The organism is Arachidicoccus ginsenosidivorans, assembly GCF_007971385.1.
Lineage (GTDB): Bacteria > Bacteroidota > Bacteroidia > Chitinophagales > Chitinophagaceae > Arachidicoccus > Arachidicoccus ginsenosidivorans.
This window is the reverse complement of record NZ_CP042434.1, coordinates 5,007,125-5,026,932: the sequence shown is the minus strand read 5'-3', so window position 1 is coordinate 5,026,932 and position 19,808 is coordinate 5,007,125. Positions and strand designations below refer to the sequence as shown.

The window sequence follows — 19,808 nt, the reverse complement described above, 5'->3', positions numbered from 1 at the left end:
CAAAGGCTCCTGGTTGATGTTTATGCCAACCAGCGGTGCGATAAAATTACTTCGAGGAATTTTAAACAGCATCTTAGATGATGGATAATAAAATCATTCAGCGCTGCTGTGTAGACTATTACGAATCGCTTAAAGATTCTTCTGCAAGATGAATCTTTTGGACATTAGCCAATTTAGCTAATGTATCAGGTTCGTTCCCTTTAACCGGGAACAACCTACTGATCAATCAACTGTAGCAGCAATTGAATGCACCTATCAACTTCAACAACACTATTAACTATCCTAAAATTATTTTTATGAATGCGAAGAATGCGCAAAAAAGGGACGATGCCTGGAGGTACCAAAAAACCTGGTCTGACAATGACTCCCCCTCACTTAGGAATACGGCAACCTGGACAAACGCCGGTTGTATGCAAAATAAAATAACTTTTATAAACCGGGTTTTCAAACCCAAAAATATGCTGCCTTTATTGGCCAGTTTAATTCTTGTCTTTAGCCTCACTGGTTCATTGTTTGCACAGGACAATAACACAACTGGTGTGCAAAGCAGTGAACTCCACGATTACCATGGCCACGTTTATAATACTTTAGGCAAACCCATGGAAGGTGTTTCACTCAAACCTACAGGTGGTGTAGCTGGCACTTTGACCGGTGCGGATGGATCATTTAATCTAAGGGCCAAATCCGGAGATACATTATATGTTTCCTACGTCGGTTATATTGAACAAAGACTGGCATTAGGCGCTACCCAGAATCTGGAAATCCAGTTGATAGAATCAGCTGACAGCAGCCTAAACGATGTCATTGTGATCGGCTACGGGAATAAGAAAAAATCGGATGTCACCTCTGCCATTGCCACCGTCAACAGCAAGGATCTTGAAAACACCCATAACGGATCCACGGTGAGCGCCATGCTTGCAGGTAAACTGCCAGGCGTCTCGTTTAGGATGTCAGACAGCCGTCCGGGTGCGAGTGCCAGCGTTTCTATCAGAAACATGGGTTCTGCCTTATTTATTATCGACGGGATTCCGCAGGATGAAGGCCAGTTCAATAATATCTCTCCCAATGACATTGAGAGCATCTCCGTATTGAAAGACGCTTCTGCTGCCATCTATGGAGTAGAAGCGGCAAACGGGGTTGTTTTGGTCACCACCAAGCGGGGTAAGCTAGGAGGCGCCAACAGAATCAATCTGAACGCCTACACCGGTTGGCAAAACTGGACACGCTTTCCCAAAACGGTTAATAACTATGATTGGCAAAAAAGCAAAGTAGAAGCAGATGTTAACCAGGGTAAAACACCGATTTCTCAAGAAGAACTGGATAAATACCAACAGGGGACTGAAGACGGTTATAAAAACTTTGACTGGTATGACTTTATAGTCCAGCCGAACTCACCTTTGAATAATGTCAATTTGAATTTTACTGGCGGCTCAGACAAAATCAATTATTATGTATCTGCCAGTAATTTGTTTCAGAACTCTGTTTTAGGTAGAGAATACAAGTTCAACAGAACCAATATTCAGAGTAATATTGATGCCCAGGTGACCAAGCGTCTCAAAATCGGCGCTTCCATCAACGGTCGTATTGAAGACAGGCAAAATCCAGGCGTTCCTGGAACGGACGATTATTGGGAAGCCCGTTTTGCCATTTTACGCAATACACCCTGGGAAAGGCCATTTGCCAATGACAATCCGGATTACCTCAATGATATTGGGCACAACACTGAAAACTGGGGCTTATTAAATACAAAGCTGTCCGGTAAATATCAGGACACGTGGCGTATACTGCAGACCAATCTGAATGCAGAATATAAAACACCCATAGAAGGGCTGGTATTAAAAGGTTTATTCGGTTATTATTATGCCAATGAACTTCTCAATAACCATGAGTATACCTATGATGCCTATACTTTTGATCCAAAGGACAGTACCTATAACGTAACAGGGGGAGTTCCAATCCCTGGCGGGAACGCAGGCAAAGAATGATCACTTCTACGGATGTGCAATTGCAGGCGGACTATGCCCATACTTTTGGTAAACACTCTATCGGCGTCACCTTCGTAACAGAGAGAAACAAGCGTCGTGATCTGAATAACTGGGTTCACGCCGTACCCACGACCAATGTATTGCCCCTGATCTATTTTTCCACCATGGATACCTATGATGACGGGGATATTACGACCTCTAAAATTGGATATGTTGGCCGTATTAGTTACAATTACAATAATAAATATTATCTGGAGGTCGCTGGCAGAAGAGACGCTTCTTATATACTCTCTCCTGAGCATAAATGGGGTACATTCCCATTCGCCTCAGGTGGATGGCGTATTACCCAGGAGCCTTTCTTTCAAAGACTGATCAGTCCAGATATCTTAAATGAACTAAAATTAAGAGGTTCCTACGGATTGACTGGTGATGACAGAAATCTACCCATCGATGAGTTCTCCTATCTGGAAGCCTATGATTATAATGACGGAAATCCCGCCATCCTGGATGGCAATGCCGTTATTAGTTCCAAATACAGAGGACTTCCCGTTACCACCATTACCTGGATCAAAAGTCATATGTTGGATTTAGGACTGGATTTTGGCCTGTTTCACAATAAACTGACCGGTTCCTTTGACTATTTTAAACGCGTCAGATCAGATATTCCCGGAACAAAATATGATGTATTGTTGCCCAGTGAGTTAGGTTATACCTTACCGGAAGAAAATCTTCCGGATAATAAAGATAAAGTAGAAGGACTTGAGGGTGCCATTAACTATCATGGTCAGGCAGGGAAAGTCAATTTCTCCATTGGCGCTAATTTATCCTATGCAAGAACCTATACCGTTTCAACCTATAAGCCCAGGTTCTTCAACTCCCTGGATCAGTACTATAATAGCCAGGAAGGCCGTCCGCAAAATCTGGATTGGGGTTATACCGTTATTGGTCAGTTTACCTCACAGGATCAGATCAATAACTATCCGGTCAATATCGACGGTCAGGGCAATTCAACGCTTTTGCCAGGTGATTTGATCTATAAAGATTTTAATAACGATGGGGTGATCAATAAAGAAGATACCCGACCACTGGGTTGGGGTGGGGGCCGTAATCCGATTTTCAATGGCGGTTTGAATCTGGCCGCCAGCTGGAACGGCTTTGATTTCCATATGGATTTCTCCATGGGGGCCGGATATTCCTTTGTCCGTGATTATGAAATGCGCTGGCCTTATCAAAATGGAGGAGCCTTACAGGAAGTCTTCTATGATAGCCATTGGCATCATGAGGACATCTATGATGTCAACAGCCCATGGGTAGCCGGAGATTACCCTGCCATGCGTTTTAATGAAAGTGGGCAGAGCAATTATAATAAGCCCTCTAGCTTCTGGCTAACCAATATCAAATACATCCGCTGCAGAACACTGGAACTGGGCTATTCCCTTCCAAGTGAGCTGCTGGAAAGACTAAAAATCAGCAAAGCCCGGTTCTATGTCAATGCAAACAACCTGTTCTCCATAGACAATGTGCATCAGTATGGAATCGATGCAGAAATCTATGACAATAACGGGCTGACCTATCCCCAGAGTAAATATTTAAATGTTGGGATCAACCTGAGCTTTTAATTTAAAAACAATAACGTTATGAAAAAGATATATATAATAGCTATTGCAGCCGCTACCGGAATAGGGATGCTGGCTGGTGGCTGTAGCAAAGATTTTCTGACCAATGACCCGACCTCTATTTTGACGACGGATCAGGTTTTTGGTTCCAAGGAGCTGGCTTTCTCAGCTTTGGCCGATCTTTATAAAGGGTATGTAGATCAGCAAACCATCACCAATTGGGTAGAATTTACCAATTTTGATGAAGCCTTTCCTTCAGAGGCAGGCAATTACTGGCGCGCACAGCAAACGGATTTTCCTTATGACTGGTGGAATCTCTGGAATTATGATTATATCCGTAATATCAATATCTATATTGCACGCTGCAGTGGTGCCACGGCCCTGGATGACGCCGATAAACAACGATTCGTGGCTGAGGCCAGGTTTTTAAGGGCCGCCGATTATTTTGAGATGGCCAAAAGAATGGGCGGGGTGCCCATTGTGACAGAGGCCAAAACCTACGATTATAACGGGGATCCTTCCTATCTACAGCAACCTAGAAACAAAGAAGCCGAAGTCTACGACTTTGTGCTCGCTGAGTTGGATACAGTTATGCAGTATCTGCCAGATGATGCCACTGTACAGGACCGTGCCACCAAAGGACTTTGTCTGGCCATGCAATCAAGAGCTGCATTATATGCTGCCTCTATTGCAAAATATGGTGTTAACACACCAGGGGTGACTTTGCCTGGCGGTGAGATCGGTATACCCGCTTCTCAGGCCGATAAATACTATCAGATATCCAGAAACGCGTCCTTAGCACTGGTAAAAAGTGGCAAATACAGCTTATACATGAAAAAGCCAGATGATCTGGCAGACAACTTTGCTTCTCTTTTTTATGACAAGAGCAATAATCCAGAGGTAATTTTCGCACAGAACTTCAAATTAAAAAGCGGAACAGTGGAAGGCTGGACACTTAATAATCAACCCAGGGCCATTGCCGAGGAAGCGCAAGGTGGCCGGATTAATCCCACGCTTAACCTGGCGCTTAAATATGAGACACTAGATAATAAATACACGCCTTTCAAAGTACAAAGTGGAGCTGGTTATGCTTATTATGATAAGGAGTCTGATATATTCAATAACAGAGATGCGCGTCTGGCTGGTACTTTTATATTACCCGGTAGTCAATTTAAAGGCAAAGATGTCGATATCTGGGCAGGTTATTATGTGCCAGCTAGTGGAAAGATTATTACCTCCACGACCTTTGGTGGCCAGGCACAGTTACCAGGTAGGGATTACAAAGAACAGGTAGTTGGCTTCTCCGGTCCGATTGACGGTTTAGAATTTTCTGCGCAGACGGGATTTTACGTGCGCAAATTTATGGATCCGGCAACTGGTTCCGGTCAGATTGGCACCCAGAGTGAAGTCTGGTGGGTCAGATACCGTTATGGGGAAGTGTTACTAAACCTGGCGGAAGCAGAGTTTGAGTTAGGCAAAAAAGACTCAGCAGCCATCTTTATTAATCAAATCAGGCGCCGTGCAGGCTTTACCAAAGATTTGACACCCACTGAGATTACATTTGACCGAATCGTTCATGAAAGACGCGTAGAGCTGGCCTTTGAAGGACATGAGCTGTTTGATAACAAACGCTGGCGCATAGCAGATAAAGTATGGAACGGTCAGAAAATTACTGCAGCAGAGTTGGAAGCAGGTGTCGGCAAAGCCACTGCACCCAATACCATGGCTTACGGGCTTTGGCCTTATAAAGTCTATGACCCGGGTGCCACCAACGATGGTAAATGGATCTATAAGATCGTTAAACCCGATGAGGTGACGGCAGCCCATAGATTCCAGCTAGGGAATTATTATTCGACTATTAATCAGGATATTATCAGCAATAATCCGAAGATCGTCAAAAACCCGAATCAGTAGCCATTCGCAAGGCAAATGATAGGAAGACCAGCCGTTGCCTACAATATTATAAACCGCACGCCCTAAGAAGATTATATTGGTTTATAACAACCATACGCAGCAGGGAGGCGAGATGTAGATATCTGCAGCAAGGCCGGTTATTTAATAAGTATTAAATTTTAAATTATGAAAAAGTATAGTTTTTTAAATTATCTGTCCTTATTACTACTGCTTGGTTTTATGGGAAGTATAAGTAGTTGCCAAAAGGATAATTATGACGCACCGAAAACGAAGTTTACGGGGCATCTGGTGTATAAGGGTACGCCCATTCAGATTAAAAATAATGGGTTGGATGTAAATAAGGAAGGGTTCAGTGCCGTCTATTTTGAATTATGGCAGGACGGTTTTGGCAAGAGCGCCCCCATTGATGTCTATCTGAACCAGGACGGTTCATTTTCTGCCTTACTATTTAACGGCGAATACAAACTGATCATACCACCCGGACAGGGTCCATTTCTAAGCATAGCCAATACGGAGACAGGAAGTGATACCATACCACTAAGTCTCAACGGTAATAAAGAGATGGATATTGAGGTCTTGCCTTATTATATGGTGGATAAGGCAGATTTTACCGTCGGCACCGATTCCGTTGTATCGGCAGCCGCCAGCGTCTCTAAGATTATTACGGATAATCGGGCAAAGGATATTGAGTATGTCGGTCTGTACGTCAATAGAACTTCCTTTGTAGATGAGGATAATAATATAGCCTTTAAAACAATTCAGGGAGCAGACATCGCAGATTTATCCAATATCACCCTGAGCGCCAAGATTCCAAAAGACATCTCGGGCGGTAATATCGGCATCGCTGACCAGAATTACTTTTTTGCCAGAGTAGGAGTGAAGATTGCTGGTGTGGATGATATGATCTTCTCTGATATCGTAAAAGTCGAGCTTAAGTAATACTGGATAGGCGTTGAGGCGTTTAGATTTTTGTCTCAACCGTGCAGTGTAGTGTTTGTTGTAAAATGGGCTGGTCGGCAAAACCCCAGGTAATGAATTCCCGGGGATAGCCGATCAGCCCTTATTTTTTATTGATTCCTATTAATTTATATTATTTGTGGCTTTTTCCACAGCTATCCTCCGACAATTTCACCGCCATTGGGGTGAAGTACTTGCCCTGTCATATAACTGGACTGATCAGTGGCCAAAAATAGATAACAAGGAGCAACTTCCTGGGGTTGACCCGCTCTACCCATGGGTACATCTGTCCCAAACTTACTGACTTTCTCCTTGGAAAAGGAAGCTACAATAAGCGGCGTCCAAATAGGACCAGGCGCCACCGCGTTTACCCTGATTTGGCGTTTAATCAATGCTGAGGAAAGCGACCTTGTAAAGGCAACCAATGCCCCTTTAGTAGCAGCATAATCTACCAACGACTTACTACCTCTGTAGGCTGTAACGGAGGTGGTATTAATGATACAGCTACCCTTTTTTAAATAAGGTAAGGCGGCCGTTACAAAATAGAATGCTGCAAATACATTGGTACTAAAAGTTTTGATCAGTTGCTCACTGGTTATGTCCTCTGGATTATCCTTTGGATACTGTACGCCGGCATTGTTGATCAAAATATCGATGCCACTGAAATGACTAAGCGCCTGTTCTACGGCTGATTTACAAAAAGATTGATCCGTAATATCACCCGACAAAAACAAGGATTTAGCGCCCAAGTCTTCAATTTGTTGCTGGGTTTTTGCAGCATCGGTGTTTTCGTTTAAATACACGACACAGATATTGGCTCCATGACTGGCAAAAAGCAGCGCAACGGCTTTACCTATACCGCTATCCCCGCCAGTAATTATGACTGTTTTGCCTTCCAGGAGTCTGGCGGGTGCTGCTATAGGAGTACTGAGCGGCTCAGGTTCCATCTCATCCTCTGACCCAGGCTGCTTTTTTTGATGTTGGGCAGGAAAACCTGGTGATTTTTCCTTTTTTTTTTGATCTGCTTTTTTTTCAGCTTCCTGCTCTACCTTATGGGACACCTTCGGTGATTTTGTCTGTTGCTGCTCGGTTTGAAAACGATCTTTCTTTGGCTTTGGGATGACTTTAGAGGTATTTTTTTTAAGGTCTTTAGGCATAATTGATAAATTTAAATTGATTAATAATTCCTAATGCAATTAAGTTCCAGGAAGTGTCGTCTGATCTTTCAGTTGACGCAGAAGATTTTCACTCAGGCAGTATTCAAAATAATTAAAATTAGAGCTGGGTACCCAGACATGGATGACAATGGTGTAACCATCTGGCTCTAAGGTTAAAACGCCAATTTTCCTTTCAAAGGCATGTTTCTCTATATTGTCAGCAGACACAAGCGTCGCTGCCTGCTTTTTAGGTAGATGATCAATGACCGAATTTATAGAGGTTTTGAGCGTCGGCCAATCGGTCGTATACTTAAATTTGAGTTTAATCTCTAATTTTCTCAGGTTGCATCCTGTAGTATTTACAATAATTTCATTGGATAATTTGCTGTTAGGAATAATGGTCATTCTATTGTCTTCACCGATCATAACCGTGTAAAACATTTGAATGGAGGAAATAATGCCCTCTTTGCCCTGGGCAATGATTTTATCGCCCACATGAAAGGGCTTAAGTAAAAGAATCAAGGCGCCACTGGCAAAATTTTGCAAAGTGCCAGATAAGGCAAGACCAGCTGCTACACCCAGTGAACCTAATAAAACCGTAAAAATAGTTAGTTTGAAACCTGCCATTTGAAGCGCTGTTAAAACCAGGATCAACCGAAGTACGATTGTAATCAGGCTCAGAAAAAATGGCCTAATGGATGGATCTACATGCGGATCGCTAATTCTGCCAGAAATATAATGGTGAATAAATTTTATAATCCACCAACCTATAATGAGTATAAAAAGCGCTAACAGGATGAAAGGCATTCTGGCTATAAAAAGGTGCTCAATTTTTACCCATAGTTTTTCCAGGTCCATGCTGTTAATGTTTTCTAAGAAAATATTTAATGGGGCCAATAATATTATTGATCTCGACTATTGGGTTTATTGATGCATTTGATAAATAATAACAAAACTCATCTGTCGATATCTCCATACTGATAAAAACCAGTATGCTTAATTAAATTCAATAGTTATGCCATCCGTACATTGAAAATATAACTAATATTAAGCGTTGTAATATTACCTGTTAAAAAGAAGGTATGTCACTGTAACGATGCACATATGCGTTGTTTGAGTAGCTTCATTCCAAAACTTTTTACATTTTAATAAGGCGTAAATCGCTCTAGGAGCAACACTTAATTTTCCTAACTTAGTTAAAGTGATTACAGAATGGATCAAAATGTGGAAATAATTTCCATATGGTTTGTGGCTTATTAACCCCGTGGCCTATAGTACAGCTTAGATAAATTTGCCAATAATACGATTCGTACTTAATGATCCGGCATTTAGGACGCTATTGTTGAAAATTATAACCTAAGGACATAAACAGCTACAGATTGCCAATAAAAAATGATGTACCAATTAAGTAATAATCATTTCCCTGTCTAATTTCAAAGGTTTTTTACATGGATTAGCGTTGTCACTTTCCATGCTTGAATGTTTGATCTACATTATTGGGCGCAAATATTGTTTAGCATATTCCAAACCCGAATAGGGCCAGGAGCCCGATTGAACCATTATTTAAAAATTATGACCAAATTACATAAACAAGGTAATTGTTTAATTGGCACATCCGGGTGGCAATATAAACACTGGAAAAATATATTTTATCCTGAAGGGCTAAATTCAAAGGATTGGCTGAATTATTATGTCGGACAATTTGAGGCAGTCGAATTAAATAGTTCTTTTTATCATCAGCCATCAAAGAAAGTATTTGCAGGTTGGGATAAAGCCGTTTCAGACTCATTTATTTTCGCTGTTAAAGCGCCTAGATTTTTTACCCACCTGAAAAAGCTGAATGTTTCAAAGGAGCAGCTGGATACTTTTATTGACGCTGCCAGGGGATTGGGCAAACATTTAGGGCCTATCTTGTTTCAATTACCTCCTAAGTGGCATTTGGATATGGAAAGATTGCAGCATTTTCTCCAACTATTACCTAATGATTTACAGGTGACCATCGAGTTTAGGGACAGCTCCTGGTATAGGCCTGAACTTTATACGCTTTTGAATAAAAATGATATTGCCTTTTGCATTTATGAATTGGGAGGGCACCAAAGCCCGATAATTTCAACAGCTTCGTTTGTCTATGTGCGGTTGCATGGTCCCAGTCAAAAATACCGCGGCTCCTATAGCACTGCCAAACTCCAAAGTTGGGCTGATGATATGGTAAAATGGATGCAACAGGGAAAAGATGCATATCTCTTCTTTGATAATGATGAATCTGGCTATGCGCCCCAAAATGCTTTACAATTACTACGACTAATTGGAGCCTAGCGGATGATTTCCAATAAAATGCCCATGGTGATTATTATTGCAATCAAATTGACCAATTGTCCGTACTAGTGACCCAGTGATAGTGGCTGAATTAATGCATTGCTAGGTCTTAATCCCTGTTACTCAGTAGCCGCCATTTACCAATACGATCTTATGGAATTTCAGGATAACGTGGCCTATGCGGGCAGGGCAACAATAGTAATATAAAAACCAATAAACGCCTTAAAATATTAAATATTGTTGAAATAAGAATTTGATAAAATGAGATGAATATGAGTGTGATAATTCCCCAAAACGTAGTAATATTTTCTCATATATAATTTAACAAATTAATATATGTAATTCCTACTATATTATTATCCTGTGGAATAATTATTGTTTCATTAATCATAACTTTCCAAGTTAGGGAAGCCCTCCTTTAGAGGAAATGCAATTCCCTAATTTTTAAAGATATGATTTGGCCTTTCTTGTTCTTTTTGGAAGGGCTTATTTTATTGCTACCTGGTTATTCATTATTTAATTTAATCATCTTAAACCAAGTAACCTATGTTGCGGAAAATCCTGATTTTAGACAAAGACTTGGCTATGTGCCAGAAGTTCAGCAATTTTTTAAGAAACAGTGGATTTGTAACGGCCAGCACGAGTTGCAATAAGGAAGCATTGCAGTTAATTAAAGCCTCTGATTTTGACTTGATTCTATGCGATAGTGAACTTAAGAATACCTATCCTGTAGCGTTTTTATTAAAAATCAAATCTATAAGACCGGGAATTCCGATCATTAGCATGAGTGATTCAGAGAATATTCAGACGGCAGTTGAGCTCATGAAGAGCGGGGCCTTTTACTTCATGCTAAAACCCATTAATCCCGAAAGACTGCTTGATATTGTAGCGTCTGCACTTAAAGAGGCAACAGGTATCCAAACGGCAACACCAGATCAGAATGAAAAGATCTTAAGCAAGCCAGATAAGGAAAAAAGGGAAAGCAATGAGCAAACAATGTCTGAAGGTGTAATGAAACAGGGTTATCCTTATATAACCGGGGTCAGTGCTATAAGTAAAAAATTATATAAATCCATTGATCTGGTTTCCCCCACGGATTATACGGTTATTATTCATGGCGAAACGGGTACTGGAAAAGAGTCAGTTGCCCGTATGATTCATGAAAAAAGCCATCGCAATAGCGGTCCTTTTTTGGCAGTAGATTGTGGCAGCCTTTCTAAAGAACTGGCAGCCAGCGAATTATTTGGGCATGAAAAAGGTGCCTTCACAGGTGCTTTACAAACAAGAGAAGGCGCCTTTATGCTGGCCCAGGGTGGCACACTTTTTTTGGATGAAATTGGTAATCTTTCTTATGATGTGCAATTATTGTTGCTTAGGGCTATTCAGGAAAGGGTGGTGCGCAAAGTGGGCAGCTCCGCAGAAAAACCAGTAAATGTTCGCCTTATTGTTGCTTCAAATGAGGATCTGTATGAAAGTGTCGCCAAAAGAAAATTTAGAGAAGACCTGTATCACCGCTTAAATGAATTTTCCCTTACTGTTCCACCGTTAAGAGAACGCAAAGAAGATCTCTGCTTATTTATTGAAGCTTTTGTGGCTCATGCATCTAAACGGTTGAATAAGGATTTGAAAATGCCAACACCTGCGGCCCTGGAAATCCTGGAGACTTATCATTGGCCTGGCAATATTAGAGAATTATTAAATACGATTAAAAAGGCCTGCCTGTTTACCCCTAACGGTAAAGCAATTTCCGAGCAATATTTACCTATGGAAGTCAAATTAACCCAGGAGTTTTTAGTTCGTATGGATACAGATGATGATTTATCTATTGGCCAGAATACAAGTTTTTCTCCCTTAGGCATTCCTACAAAGGCATCAGGAGCCGCCCAGTCAGAAAAGAGCTTGAAGGATATTGCTGCCATCGCAGAATTAAATAAAATCATGCTTACGCTTCGAAGCGTAAAATTCAATAAAAGCAAAGCAGCTGAAATCCTAAATATTGACAGGAAAACACTTTACAATAAATTAAAACGAATAAATATTTAATGTTTATGTCGCTGTCTATATACTCACTAACCTACATTGTCGCCTGTTAGCACCAACAGGCGACAATGTATTTAATACCTTATTTTATTTCCCTGCTATTTAAGGCCGATAGATCACCGATTGTTGCTTGCAATAATCCCGGCGGAATATACTTTATCATTTTTTGAATATTTAAGATAAAAAGTCCATCAATAACCAAATGGATTTTGCTTGCACTTTATTATTACAAGCCCTGAATACAATAGCGTATAATTTAATCCATTTTTAAAAGGTTTTATTTAAATCAAGGCAGGATACTTGTTATACTTTTTGTCCATTCAAACATTTAAATTAAAAATCATGACTACTTTACCCAAAGCACAGCGTTCCAAAGAAATAAGTTCCATAAATGACAGTTCCCCATTTATGCATTTTTTAGGAAGGGAGCTCCAGCAAATATATATGTTGGAGCTGAAGACCAATCAGTTAATAAAGAAACTTCTAATTAAGGTAGTTTACCAACCTTTAAAAAATGCGATGGTAAACTACCAAAAGGTCTCAAAAGAGCATATGAATTCCCTTAGAAAACTTGGTGTAAAATCCTCCAATGTATCCAAAGAAAACAAAAGGGCTTCAGAACTATTAATGTTGCCTTTATCCGAACAAATGGGCAAAATTAGCGACAAAGAACAACTAAAGGATATTGCCATGCTTACAGGTATTCAACGTATCATTTTCTACCAGATGGCTGTTTATCGGAGTTTGTATACCGCCGCCAAAAAACTATACAATTACAAATGGGCTGAATCTTTTGATGCAATTATTAATGATAAAAAGATAAATGATTCTATCTTTTCAGAAATCGCCTTATCCGGTGTATATCAAGTGGCCATGGAAGAGTAGGCACTATATCCTATGGAGGTAAAACGAGGCAGTGTTGACCGGGGGAAACTGCATTGATTTGCTACTCATTGTTATTCAATCCAGATTGTTTTGGAATAAGTTTTGTGCTATTTTTTTCTTAAAACAATCCACATGCGAAAAACCAGCAAAACGCCTCGTCTAGCGCCTGATAAAAATGGTGCCCGAATAGAAAAGCAACAAAAAATGGAAGCACGTGTTAAAAAGGGTGCACTGCCTGCTATTAGTCCAGGTATTGGCAATAGATTAATAAAAGGGGATGCGAATTCCATTAAAAAATTTCAGGACGCATCGCCTGGTCACGCTCTATTTGCAGTTGATCCTGAATTAGAACGCCAAATGGCGGCGCAAGCCGTTGAGCAAAACCGCCATCCCCAAAAAACGGGTACAAGAAATAAAGAAGGCAAACACATCCATAAATAATTTTTTCCAAAAAAAGCCTTCAGATAATATCAATAATGTCTTTTTGCACCATAAATAACAATGTTGGGCCGTTACTCATCCGTTCCTCATCATTGATCAGAAGTTGAAAATATTTGTTCTATCCAATGCGTAAAATCAGAAAAAGGCCCATGCATTTTATTGGTCCGATCATCCATGGTTCCATTATCCAATAATTCACCTGTTTGCAATTCTCCGGGAAGAAAAGATAGAATATTGGCTCTTTGGTTGGATAGATAATCCTTGGCTGCTTTTGGATCACCAGCCGTTTGTGCGCCAACAATATCTATTAGTTGCTGCAATACAAAGTTAAAATCCGCTTTGGGATTCCCATTTGAATACCCACTATAAGTCCTGATTTTTTCTTCAAGTTCTCCAAAATGTTGATGAAATATCTGATCTGCAAAATCTGTATCTGCCTGTGATGCAAGCAAGGCCTCAATATGTTTGTCCTTTCTACTGAATTCAAGTAAACCCGCTAGTGCTGCGGCCATCACTGCGCGGTGGTATAAGGCTTTGGGAGCAGTTATGTTTTCATCACCAGCCGCTTGTGTATTGGGATCCATGGTTTTCATGGGACGTTCTCTTAATTGCTGCTCTAATTGTTTTACAATATTTTCTGCCATTTTTTTTGCTGTTTTTAATGATCAATTATTTTTCCATATAACTACAAGATAACAATTAGATTACTTAAAATATTATGCCACAATACAAATAACCTTTAGCAGTTATTGTAGCAACCATGAGGTTTATAGATTTGTCGTAACAGAAGTGTGGTAATGCTTGCACGAATTGTTGGGGAATGGTCGCATAAATTTACAGCACCCTAGCCATAACTGGCAACTTAATATGATTAAGTCATTGATAGTGAAATGATTTTTTGTAAGTAGCATTTTCGGAATGGCTTTAGCATGTACTATAAAGAAGTGAACAATTAGGGCCTACTCTTTTACCTGTACTCGATCTGAGGCAAAATGCAGCAGATTAAATACAGTATTTATGAGTGAATAATAATTTGCTAAATTATCAGAGTAGGCCTTTAATTAAAACTGACATTAACCCTTAAACCTAAAAAAATGAAAAACACAAAAGACAGCGCCGTTTCATCAAAAGAAGCAAAAAAGCCAGAACAAGGCGTTTCTGCGTCCATGGCTAAATCTCCCTTTCACAAATTATTTGTAGATGGACTTAAAGATATTTATTGGGCAGAAAAACACCTGGTTAAAGAACTCCCAAAAATGAGCAAAGGAGCCACCTCTGAAGAACTCAAATCTGTAATAAATGCGCATCTGGAAGAAACCAAAGGACATGTGGATCGCCTGGAATCCGTTTTTGAGCTTTTAGGACTAAAACCTCAGGCAAAAAAATGCGAAGCAATGGCAGGCTTAACAAAGGAGGCAGCAGAAATCATGGAAGAAACTAAAAGCGATACCATGGTTCGCGACTGTGGGATTATTCTGGCATCTCAAAAAGTAGAACACTATGAAATTGCCACTTATGGATGTTTGACTGAGTGGGCTAAACAAATGGGCCATAGGGATGCTGCAAAACTACTCTATGCAACTTTAGAAGAAGAAAAGGCCGCAGATCAGAAATTAACAGATGTTGCAGAAAATGACATCAATCAGGAAGGCATAGAGGAATAAATCAAAAAGGAAGCAATGAAGTAATCTTCTTTGGATAAGTCTTTCAATATAATGAATGGAAGTCCAGCTTATTTGGTTTTAGGGTTCTTATCTGGACTTCCCCTATTTTTAAATATTTAAATTTTAACGTGATGAAACATAATTTGATTAAGGAATGTTGGTCAGTATCACAGCGCTATTTAAACAGTATAGTAGCTGGAGTGATTGCCCTATTTTTTGCAGCAGTGTTATTTGCCGGATGTAAAGGCAATTCTAATGGAGATAGAAATGGTGTAGATAGTGCCATGGACATTAATAACCAGAAAATCGATGACAGCGTAACAGCCGTCGGAAATAATGAAGCCGAATTCATGGTAAAGGCGGCCAATGGCGGAATGACCGAAGTACAGGCAGCAAAAATCGCCCAACAAAAAGCCACGAATGACGACGTTAAAAAATTTGCTGATAAAATGGTCACTGACCACAGTAAATTAAACGATCAATTAAAAGATCTGGCCGGTAAATTAAATATTACCATTCCAGCAGCCATTGATGCAGATAGCCAGTCAATGATTGACAAGCTTAATAACGCCAAATCCAAGGATTTTAACAAGACTTATATGGATATGATGGTGGATGCACATAACAAAGACGTTGATTTGTTCCAAAAGGCTGCTGCAGATGTAGCAAATCCGGAGGTAAACTCATTTATAACAAGTGCTTTACCAACACTGCAATCACATCAACAAATGGCCAAACAAATCCAGGCATCTCTTAAATAATAAATAATCAGGTTGGATTGGCAGCGAGGGTTGGGACCATGCAGCTGTCATCCTAACTTGAATTCAAGCAATTTTAAAAAATCATTTTATGACAACTAGTGATAAAGTAGTGGATCTTTTGAATTCACTTATCCAGATCAATGAAGACAGGAAGGAAGGTTATCAAAAAGCATGGGAACATAGCGACGACCTAAATTTAAAGACGCTTTTTGATCAGTACTCCAAACAGAGTGGGCGTTATATAGTCGAATTAGGTACCGCCGTAGAAAGTTATGGCGGAGTACCCGCCGAAAGAACCAGTATTAGCGGAGACGCTTATAGAGCCTGGATGGATATCAAGGATGCATTAACCACCAACCAACGAAAGACCGTACTGGCCAGTTGCGAAAGAGGGGAGGATGCAGCAGTAAGCACCTACAAGGATGCGCTGGAAGATAGTCAGGAGCTGGATAACAATTTAGTCGGGGTTATTACCATGCAATACCGTGATATTGAAAAAGCACACGATCAAATTAAAACACTTAGAGATAGTGCCTAATCAGAGTATTTGACTTGTAAACTTTAATATGGTCTATTATGAACAGCAGAACAAAATTAGTTTATCAAATAAATAAAATAATACAATTGCAGCTGGACCGGGCGCTTGGCTACCAAAAAGCCCGGTCTCTGACAAAGGATCCTTCCTTAAAATCTTTATTTGAGCATTATACGCAACAAAGTTACTATTTTGCTGATAAATTACAGGCAGCCATGGCTTTGCAAGCAATAGAAACACATGTAAAGCCTTCATGGACAGGTGCTGTTTATAGAGCCTGGATGATCTTTAGAGTTCGCCTTAGCACTAGAAAAGATAGAGCTGCACTTTCTACAGCGCTTTCGGCGGAAAAGATGATGCATCTAAGTTATGAATTGCTCTGCGCTAATAAGTATTTGACTTATTATTACCCTTTATTGAAGTTCACCTTTTTAAAGCAGTTTTTTAGTATCAAAAAGACAAAGGAAGAACTTGAAACCATATTGATTCGTTACGACTCCGGGCGTCAACAATCCGCTGAAATTGAGGTTTCCTTCCCACAATCAGCCCCTATACCATAGAGCATATCTTTTTGGGTATCTAAATATTTTTTCCATCGACATGTTCAGTAGTGCGAGCGGGTTCCTTTTTAGGTAAAGGAGCCCGTTTGTGTTTTAGAATCTAGGGACGACTCATTTATATGGTGGACATGGATAATTTCTCTATCAATAGCATACAAGTTTTTTCCAAACATTGATCCCTGATTTGCTCAGCTGTGCCCTCAAATAAGTTCTTAACCGATAATTTATCTGTATTTTCTATAATACATGTATATATGGTGCCTACCGGTTTTGCCGGGCTTTCACTTCCCCTGGCTTAAGTAGTCCGGTAATACCAATATAATAGTCAGCAGGTATTAACACGCGCAATCCCTGCGTAATCGCTTCGGTAACCGGTGTAGATTCCGCTGAATTCGCATCAATCATTTTTGGATCAACACCTAAAAGGTTCGTTTTTATTGAAGCGTCATAACAAACGATGCCTCCACTTAAGACCTCATAATGTACACAACAAGCAAATGCTGACATCAGATAGCCTGCGGTGGCGCTTTCAGCGAAAGCGATGCGTTTGTTGCGCTGGGCCAAAAGATCCGCTAGGGATTCAACAATATTTTTTATATTACTACTGGAAGTGCTCATTTGTTATGATTATAGTCAAAAGCCAATTAGATTAGCGGACACGCAGTCTATTTTTTCTTTGTTTTACTAGCCTGTTTTGCTTTTTTAGGCGTTTTCTTAGGGACAGTTTTACTGGTGGTTTTGCTTACAGATTTACCAGACGGCTTTTCAGGTAGCAGCGCTTTTTTACGGCTATCATGTAAAGCCAGACTTTGCTGCAATTGCGCTACAAGATCTGTGGAAGGCTTTTCAAGTACTTTTGGTGCAGCGGGTAACTTTTTGCCAGAGGCCTTGGCTTTAATTAATTTTAAAAGCTGCTCGGTGTAGGTATCTTTGAACTGATTAATATTAAAAGTGCCTTCCAGGGTTTTAATAAGCCCGGTGGCCATATCAAGTTCCTTTTTATTGGTCGCTATTTTTTTTGTTTCAAATTCGGATGGATCCCTGATTTCATGGATAAACCGTAGGGTATGCAACATAAGAATATTTTTTGCAGAGCGCAATACGACTGGCTTTTCTTTATTTCTAAGCACAAAGGAACCAACACCTGCCATGCCTGTTTTTTTGAGTGCTTCTTCCAGGAGCTCAAAGGCCCTTTCTCCACCCTTGGCAGGAGCCACATAATAGGCCCGGTCAAACAAAATAACATCAATCTGCTCTGTTTTTGTAAATAATTCCAGATTGATCAGTTTTGTCTTTTCCGGACTTGCCTTTTCAAAATCCTGATCTGTCAGAACAACGTATTTCCCTTCGATTTCAAAACCCTTGACAATATTTTCCCATTGCACTTCCTTACCAGTGTTCTCGTTTATCCGTTTGAACCTGATATGTCCAAGATCTTTTTTATCCAACATATCCAGATCAAGCCCTTTTTCGTCAATGGCGGAGAATAGTTTGACGGGTATATTAACTAAGCCGAAAGCAATGGATCCCGTCCAGATGGAACGCATAACTATAAATTTTATGTGTAAAAAGAATGTAAGATTGCTTTATTCCTTTTTTTATAATACATAAATCGTTCCATGATATCTGACATTTACTAGTCCCTTCTATCCATTAGTAATTAAACTTAATTTACATCCTTAGAAGAGCTAATCCCAGGCTAAGTCTTTGCAAATTGGTACGAATTTAGATAGCTGTCTGTGACACACCTTTTTTATTTTATTAAATTACCGATATGTTCGACGCGAATTTATGGGGCCAGGCTGAGTCAATCTCCGTTAGTCAAATGGCACTTGGGGTGGCGTCATTTTCTGGGCCGGTTATTTATTATTAAGGATAGGCGGCTGGCAGATTTTCGGGAAAAAATCTGCACTTGATTATGTGATTCTCATTGTCGTAGGATCGGTCCTTTCAAAGATCATCATTGGAGATGCCCCATTTTTTCCAGCCACCGCGGCTTGTCTGGTAATGGTACTGCTTAACAGGTTCATTTCCTGGCTTTGTGCTAAATATAAGTGGTTCAGTTATTTATTAGAAGGTAAACCAGTGTTGTTATACGGGCAGGGACAGTTCTATTGGCAAAACCTGAAAAAATCATGCATTAGTTATCAGGAGTTTATGCAAAGCCTGCGTTTGGAAATGAACACAGAGCATCTTCAATTGATCCAGTCCGCTATGCTGGAGAGTAGCGGCAGGATTAGTTTTGTTCATAAACAAAACTCATAATTTTTTTGCGCTAACTCAGTTATCAGTTCGTTGTGTTTTAAATATTAAAAATCCACATATAATCAATTATCATGAAAATTAACAGTAACAACAATGCTAAAAATAATAAACCCGCAAAGCCCAACCTTGCGCCCCCCCTTATGAAGGATAAGAATAAAGACGTCGCAGCAGCATCCTTAGCGGCACCTGACACAAAAAGACCAAAACCAAGCCGACTAGGTCGTGTCTTTGACCACTTTTCAGGAAAAGTAACAGTAGTTACTGGTTCTCCTTGGGCTTTTATAATTGCCTTTCTGGTGATTATCACCTGGGCCATAAGTGGCCCTATCTTTAATTATTCCGACACCTGGCAATTGGTGATTAATACAGGAACGACCATTGTTACATTTCTAATGGTTTTTGTAATACAACAATCACAAAATAAGGATACTATGGCCCTGCAAATGAAACTCAATGAACTCATTGCCTCCAATAAGCGGGCGAGTAACCGGTTAATTGACGTAGAAGATCTGACGGAGGAGGAGCTGGTGCTTATTAAAGATTACTATATCAAGTTATCCTCTATTTCCAAAAAGGAAAAAGAGCTACAGCGCTCGCATTCTATCGAGGAAATGGAAACCTCTCAGATTGAAGAAGAAATAGAAGCCAATGAGCCCAAGGAGGACAAGATCAAAAAAAGTGAGGTAAAAAAATAAGATACCAATGTATTGAA

At 40.1% G+C, this 19,808-nt stretch carries 19 protein-coding genes; 14 read left to right on the top strand and 5 right to left on the bottom strand.

Annotation, left to right across the window (positions count from 1 at the left end; all coding sequences use genetic code 11):
- Nucleotides 1-296: 296 nt before the first annotated feature.
- From FSB73_RS25715 to FSB73_RS20170, 4 genes are all read left to right on the top strand, one after another.
- Nucleotides 297-1,985 carry a SusC/RagA family TonB-linked outer membrane protein gene (locus tag FSB73_RS25715; RefSeq protein ID WP_225974210.1) on the top strand — a complete coding sequence of 563 codons (1,689 nt, stop codon included), beginning with the start codon at nucleotides 297-299 and terminating at the stop codon, nucleotides 1,983-1,985.
- Nucleotides 1,982-3,604 (top strand): SusC/RagA family TonB-linked outer membrane protein, encoded by a 1,623-nt coding sequence (locus tag FSB73_RS25710; protein WP_225974209.1) that lies wholly within the window; start codon nucleotides 1,982-1,984, stop codon nucleotides 3,602-3,604. Before FSB73_RS25715 ends, FSB73_RS25710 begins: the two co-directional genes overlap by 4 nt.
- A gap of 18 nt (nucleotides 3,605-3,622) precedes the next feature.
- Complete coding sequence (locus FSB73_RS20175; protein ID WP_146786421.1) at nucleotides 3,623-5,515, top strand: RagB/SusD family nutrient uptake outer membrane protein; 1,893 nt, start codon at nucleotides 3,623-3,625, stop codon at nucleotides 5,513-5,515.
- A gap of 165 nt (nucleotides 5,516-5,680) precedes the next feature.
- Nucleotides 5,681-6,454, top strand: coding sequence for a DUF3823 domain-containing protein (locus FSB73_RS20170; protein ID WP_225974208.1), 774 nt, complete (start codon nucleotides 5,681-5,683; stop codon nucleotides 6,452-6,454).
- Between the two features lie 173 nt (nucleotides 6,455-6,627).
- On the opposite strand, the gene FSB73_RS20165 is transcribed toward FSB73_RS20170, so the two are convergent.
- Nucleotides 6,628-7,629, bottom strand: coding sequence for an SDR family oxidoreductase (locus FSB73_RS20165; RefSeq protein WP_146786415.1), 1,002 nt, complete (start codon nucleotides 7,627-7,629; stop codon nucleotides 6,628-6,630).
- A gap of 39 nt (nucleotides 7,630-7,668) precedes the next feature.
- Nucleotides 7,669-8,487, bottom strand: coding sequence for a mechanosensitive ion channel family protein (locus FSB73_RS20160; protein WP_146786412.1), 819 nt, complete (start codon nucleotides 8,485-8,487; stop codon nucleotides 7,669-7,671).
- Between the two features lie 714 nt (nucleotides 8,488-9,201).
- Between FSB73_RS20160 and FSB73_RS20155 the strand changes: the two genes are divergently transcribed.
- From FSB73_RS20155 to FSB73_RS20140, 4 genes are all read left to right on the top strand, one after another.
- The gene (locus tag FSB73_RS20155) at nucleotides 9,202-9,945 is read left to right on the top strand and encodes a DUF72 domain-containing protein (RefSeq protein WP_146786410.1); all 744 of its coding nucleotides are present in this window, start codon (nucleotides 9,202-9,204) and stop codon (nucleotides 9,943-9,945) included.
- 546 nt (nucleotides 9,946-10,491) lie between these two features.
- A complete protein-coding gene (locus FSB73_RS20150) occupies nucleotides 10,492-11,988 on the top strand; it encodes a sigma-54-dependent transcriptional regulator (protein ID WP_146786407.1) in 1,497 nt (498 codons plus the stop codon).
- 339 nt (nucleotides 11,989-12,327) lie between these two features.
- On the top strand, nucleotides 12,328-12,870 hold the full coding sequence (locus FSB73_RS20145; RefSeq protein WP_146786404.1) for a DUF892 family protein: 543 nt from the start codon (nucleotides 12,328-12,330) through the stop codon (nucleotides 12,868-12,870).
- Between the two features lie 132 nt (nucleotides 12,871-13,002).
- Nucleotides 13,003-13,311 (top strand): hypothetical protein, encoded by a 309-nt coding sequence (locus FSB73_RS20140; RefSeq protein WP_146786401.1) that lies wholly within the window; start codon nucleotides 13,003-13,005, stop codon nucleotides 13,309-13,311.
- Between the two features lie 89 nt (nucleotides 13,312-13,400).
- Here FSB73_RS20140 and FSB73_RS20135 read toward each other — a convergent pair whose 3' ends face one another.
- Complete coding sequence (locus FSB73_RS20135) at nucleotides 13,401-13,955, bottom strand: hypothetical protein (RefSeq protein WP_146786398.1); 555 nt, start codon at nucleotides 13,953-13,955, stop codon at nucleotides 13,401-13,403.
- 450 nt (nucleotides 13,956-14,405) lie between these two features.
- Here FSB73_RS20135 and FSB73_RS20130 point away from each other — a divergent pair, with 450 nt between their 5' ends.
- From FSB73_RS20130 to FSB73_RS20115, 4 genes are all read left to right on the top strand, one after another.
- A complete protein-coding gene (locus FSB73_RS20130) occupies nucleotides 14,406-14,975 on the top strand; it encodes a YciE/YciF ferroxidase family protein (protein WP_146786395.1) in 570 nt (189 codons plus the stop codon).
- A gap of 131 nt (nucleotides 14,976-15,106) precedes the next feature.
- Nucleotides 15,107-15,736: a DUF4142 domain-containing protein gene (locus FSB73_RS20125; RefSeq protein ID WP_146786392.1), complete on the top strand. Its 630-nt coding sequence runs from the start codon at nucleotides 15,107-15,109 to the stop codon at nucleotides 15,734-15,736.
- Nucleotides 15,737-15,824: 88 nt separating this feature from the next.
- The gene (locus FSB73_RS20120) at nucleotides 15,825-16,274 is read left to right on the top strand and encodes a ferritin-like domain-containing protein (protein ID WP_146786389.1); all 450 of its coding nucleotides are present in this window, start codon (nucleotides 15,825-15,827) and stop codon (nucleotides 16,272-16,274) included.
- 38 nt (nucleotides 16,275-16,312) lie between these two features.
- Nucleotides 16,313-16,831 (top strand): DUF2383 domain-containing protein, encoded by a 519-nt coding sequence (locus tag FSB73_RS20115; RefSeq protein ID WP_146786386.1) that lies wholly within the window; start codon nucleotides 16,313-16,315, stop codon nucleotides 16,829-16,831.
- A 261-nt stretch (nucleotides 16,832-17,092) separates the two neighbouring features.
- Here the strand turns inward: FSB73_RS20115 and FSB73_RS20105 are convergent, their stop codons facing one another.
- Together FSB73_RS20105 and ku are read right to left on the bottom strand one after the other, a co-directional pair.
- Nucleotides 17,093-17,449: a CinA family protein gene (locus FSB73_RS20105; RefSeq protein WP_146786385.1), complete on the bottom strand. Its 357-nt coding sequence runs from the start codon at nucleotides 17,447-17,449 to the stop codon at nucleotides 17,093-17,095.
- A gap of 47 nt (nucleotides 17,450-17,496) precedes the next feature.
- Nucleotides 17,497-18,378, bottom strand: coding sequence for a non-homologous end joining protein Ku (gene ku / locus FSB73_RS20100; RefSeq protein WP_146786382.1), 882 nt, complete (start codon nucleotides 18,376-18,378; stop codon nucleotides 17,497-17,499).
- 373 nt (nucleotides 18,379-18,751) lie between these two features.
- On the opposite strand from ku, the gene FSB73_RS20095 reads away from it, so the two are divergent.
- Nucleotides 18,752-19,096, top strand: a complete 345-nt coding sequence (locus FSB73_RS20095; protein WP_146786379.1) for a DUF421 domain-containing protein — start codon at nucleotides 18,752-18,754, stop codon at nucleotides 19,094-19,096.
- 71 nt (nucleotides 19,097-19,167) lie between these two features.
- Nucleotides 19,168-19,791, top strand: a complete 624-nt coding sequence (locus FSB73_RS20090) for a low affinity iron permease family protein (RefSeq protein WP_225974207.1) — start codon at nucleotides 19,168-19,170, stop codon at nucleotides 19,789-19,791.
- Nucleotides 19,792-19,808 lie beyond the last annotated feature (17 nt).

Excerpts from the sequence above, each read along its gene's own strand:
- FSB73_RS25715 (WP_225974210.1), top strand. The coding sequence starts at position 297 with ATGAATGCGAAGAATGCGCAAAAAAGGGACGATGCCTGGAGGTACCAA.
- FSB73_RS25710 (WP_225974209.1), top strand. The coding sequence starts at position 1,982 with ATGATCACTTCTACGGATGTGCAATTGCAGGCGGACTATGCCCATACT.
- FSB73_RS20175 (WP_146786421.1), top strand. The coding sequence starts at position 3,623 with ATGAAAAAGATATATATAATAGCTATTGCAGCCGCTACCGGAATAGGG.
- FSB73_RS20170 (WP_225974208.1), top strand. The coding sequence starts at position 5,681 with ATGAAAAAGTATAGTTTTTTAAATTATCTGTCCTTATTACTACTGCTT.
- FSB73_RS20165 (WP_146786415.1), bottom strand. The coding sequence starts at position 7,629 with ATGCCTAAAGACCTTAAAAAAAATACCTCTAAAGTCATCCCAAAGCCA.
- FSB73_RS20160 (WP_146786412.1), bottom strand. The coding sequence starts at position 8,487 with ATGGACCTGGAAAAACTATGGGTAAAAATTGAGCACCTTTTTATAGCC.
- FSB73_RS20155 (WP_146786410.1), top strand. The coding sequence starts at position 9,202 with ATGACCAAATTACATAAACAAGGTAATTGTTTAATTGGCACATCCGGG.
- FSB73_RS20150 (WP_146786407.1), top strand. The coding sequence starts at position 10,492 with ATGTTGCGGAAAATCCTGATTTTAGACAAAGACTTGGCTATGTGCCAG.
- FSB73_RS20145 (WP_146786404.1), top strand. The coding sequence starts at position 12,328 with ATGACTACTTTACCCAAAGCACAGCGTTCCAAAGAAATAAGTTCCATA.
- FSB73_RS20140 (WP_146786401.1), top strand. The coding sequence starts at position 13,003 with ATGCGAAAAACCAGCAAAACGCCTCGTCTAGCGCCTGATAAAAATGGT.
- FSB73_RS20135 (WP_146786398.1), bottom strand. The coding sequence starts at position 13,955 with ATGGCAGAAAATATTGTAAAACAATTAGAGCAGCAATTAAGAGAACGT.
- FSB73_RS20130 (WP_146786395.1), top strand. The coding sequence starts at position 14,406 with ATGAAAAACACAAAAGACAGCGCCGTTTCATCAAAAGAAGCAAAAAAG.
- FSB73_RS20125 (WP_146786392.1), top strand. The coding sequence starts at position 15,107 with ATGAAACATAATTTGATTAAGGAATGTTGGTCAGTATCACAGCGCTAT.
- FSB73_RS20120 (WP_146786389.1), top strand. The coding sequence starts at position 15,825 with ATGACAACTAGTGATAAAGTAGTGGATCTTTTGAATTCACTTATCCAG.
- FSB73_RS20115 (WP_146786386.1), top strand. The coding sequence starts at position 16,313 with ATGAACAGCAGAACAAAATTAGTTTATCAAATAAATAAAATAATACAA.
- FSB73_RS20105 (WP_146786385.1), bottom strand. The coding sequence starts at position 17,449 with ATGAGCACTTCCAGTAGTAATATAAAAAATATTGTTGAATCCCTAGCG.
- ku (WP_146786382.1), bottom strand. The coding sequence starts at position 18,378 with ATGCGTTCCATCTGGACGGGATCCATTGCTTTCGGCTTAGTTAATATA.
- FSB73_RS20090 (WP_225974207.1), top strand. The coding sequence starts at position 19,168 with ATGAAAATTAACAGTAACAACAATGCTAAAAATAATAAACCCGCAAAG.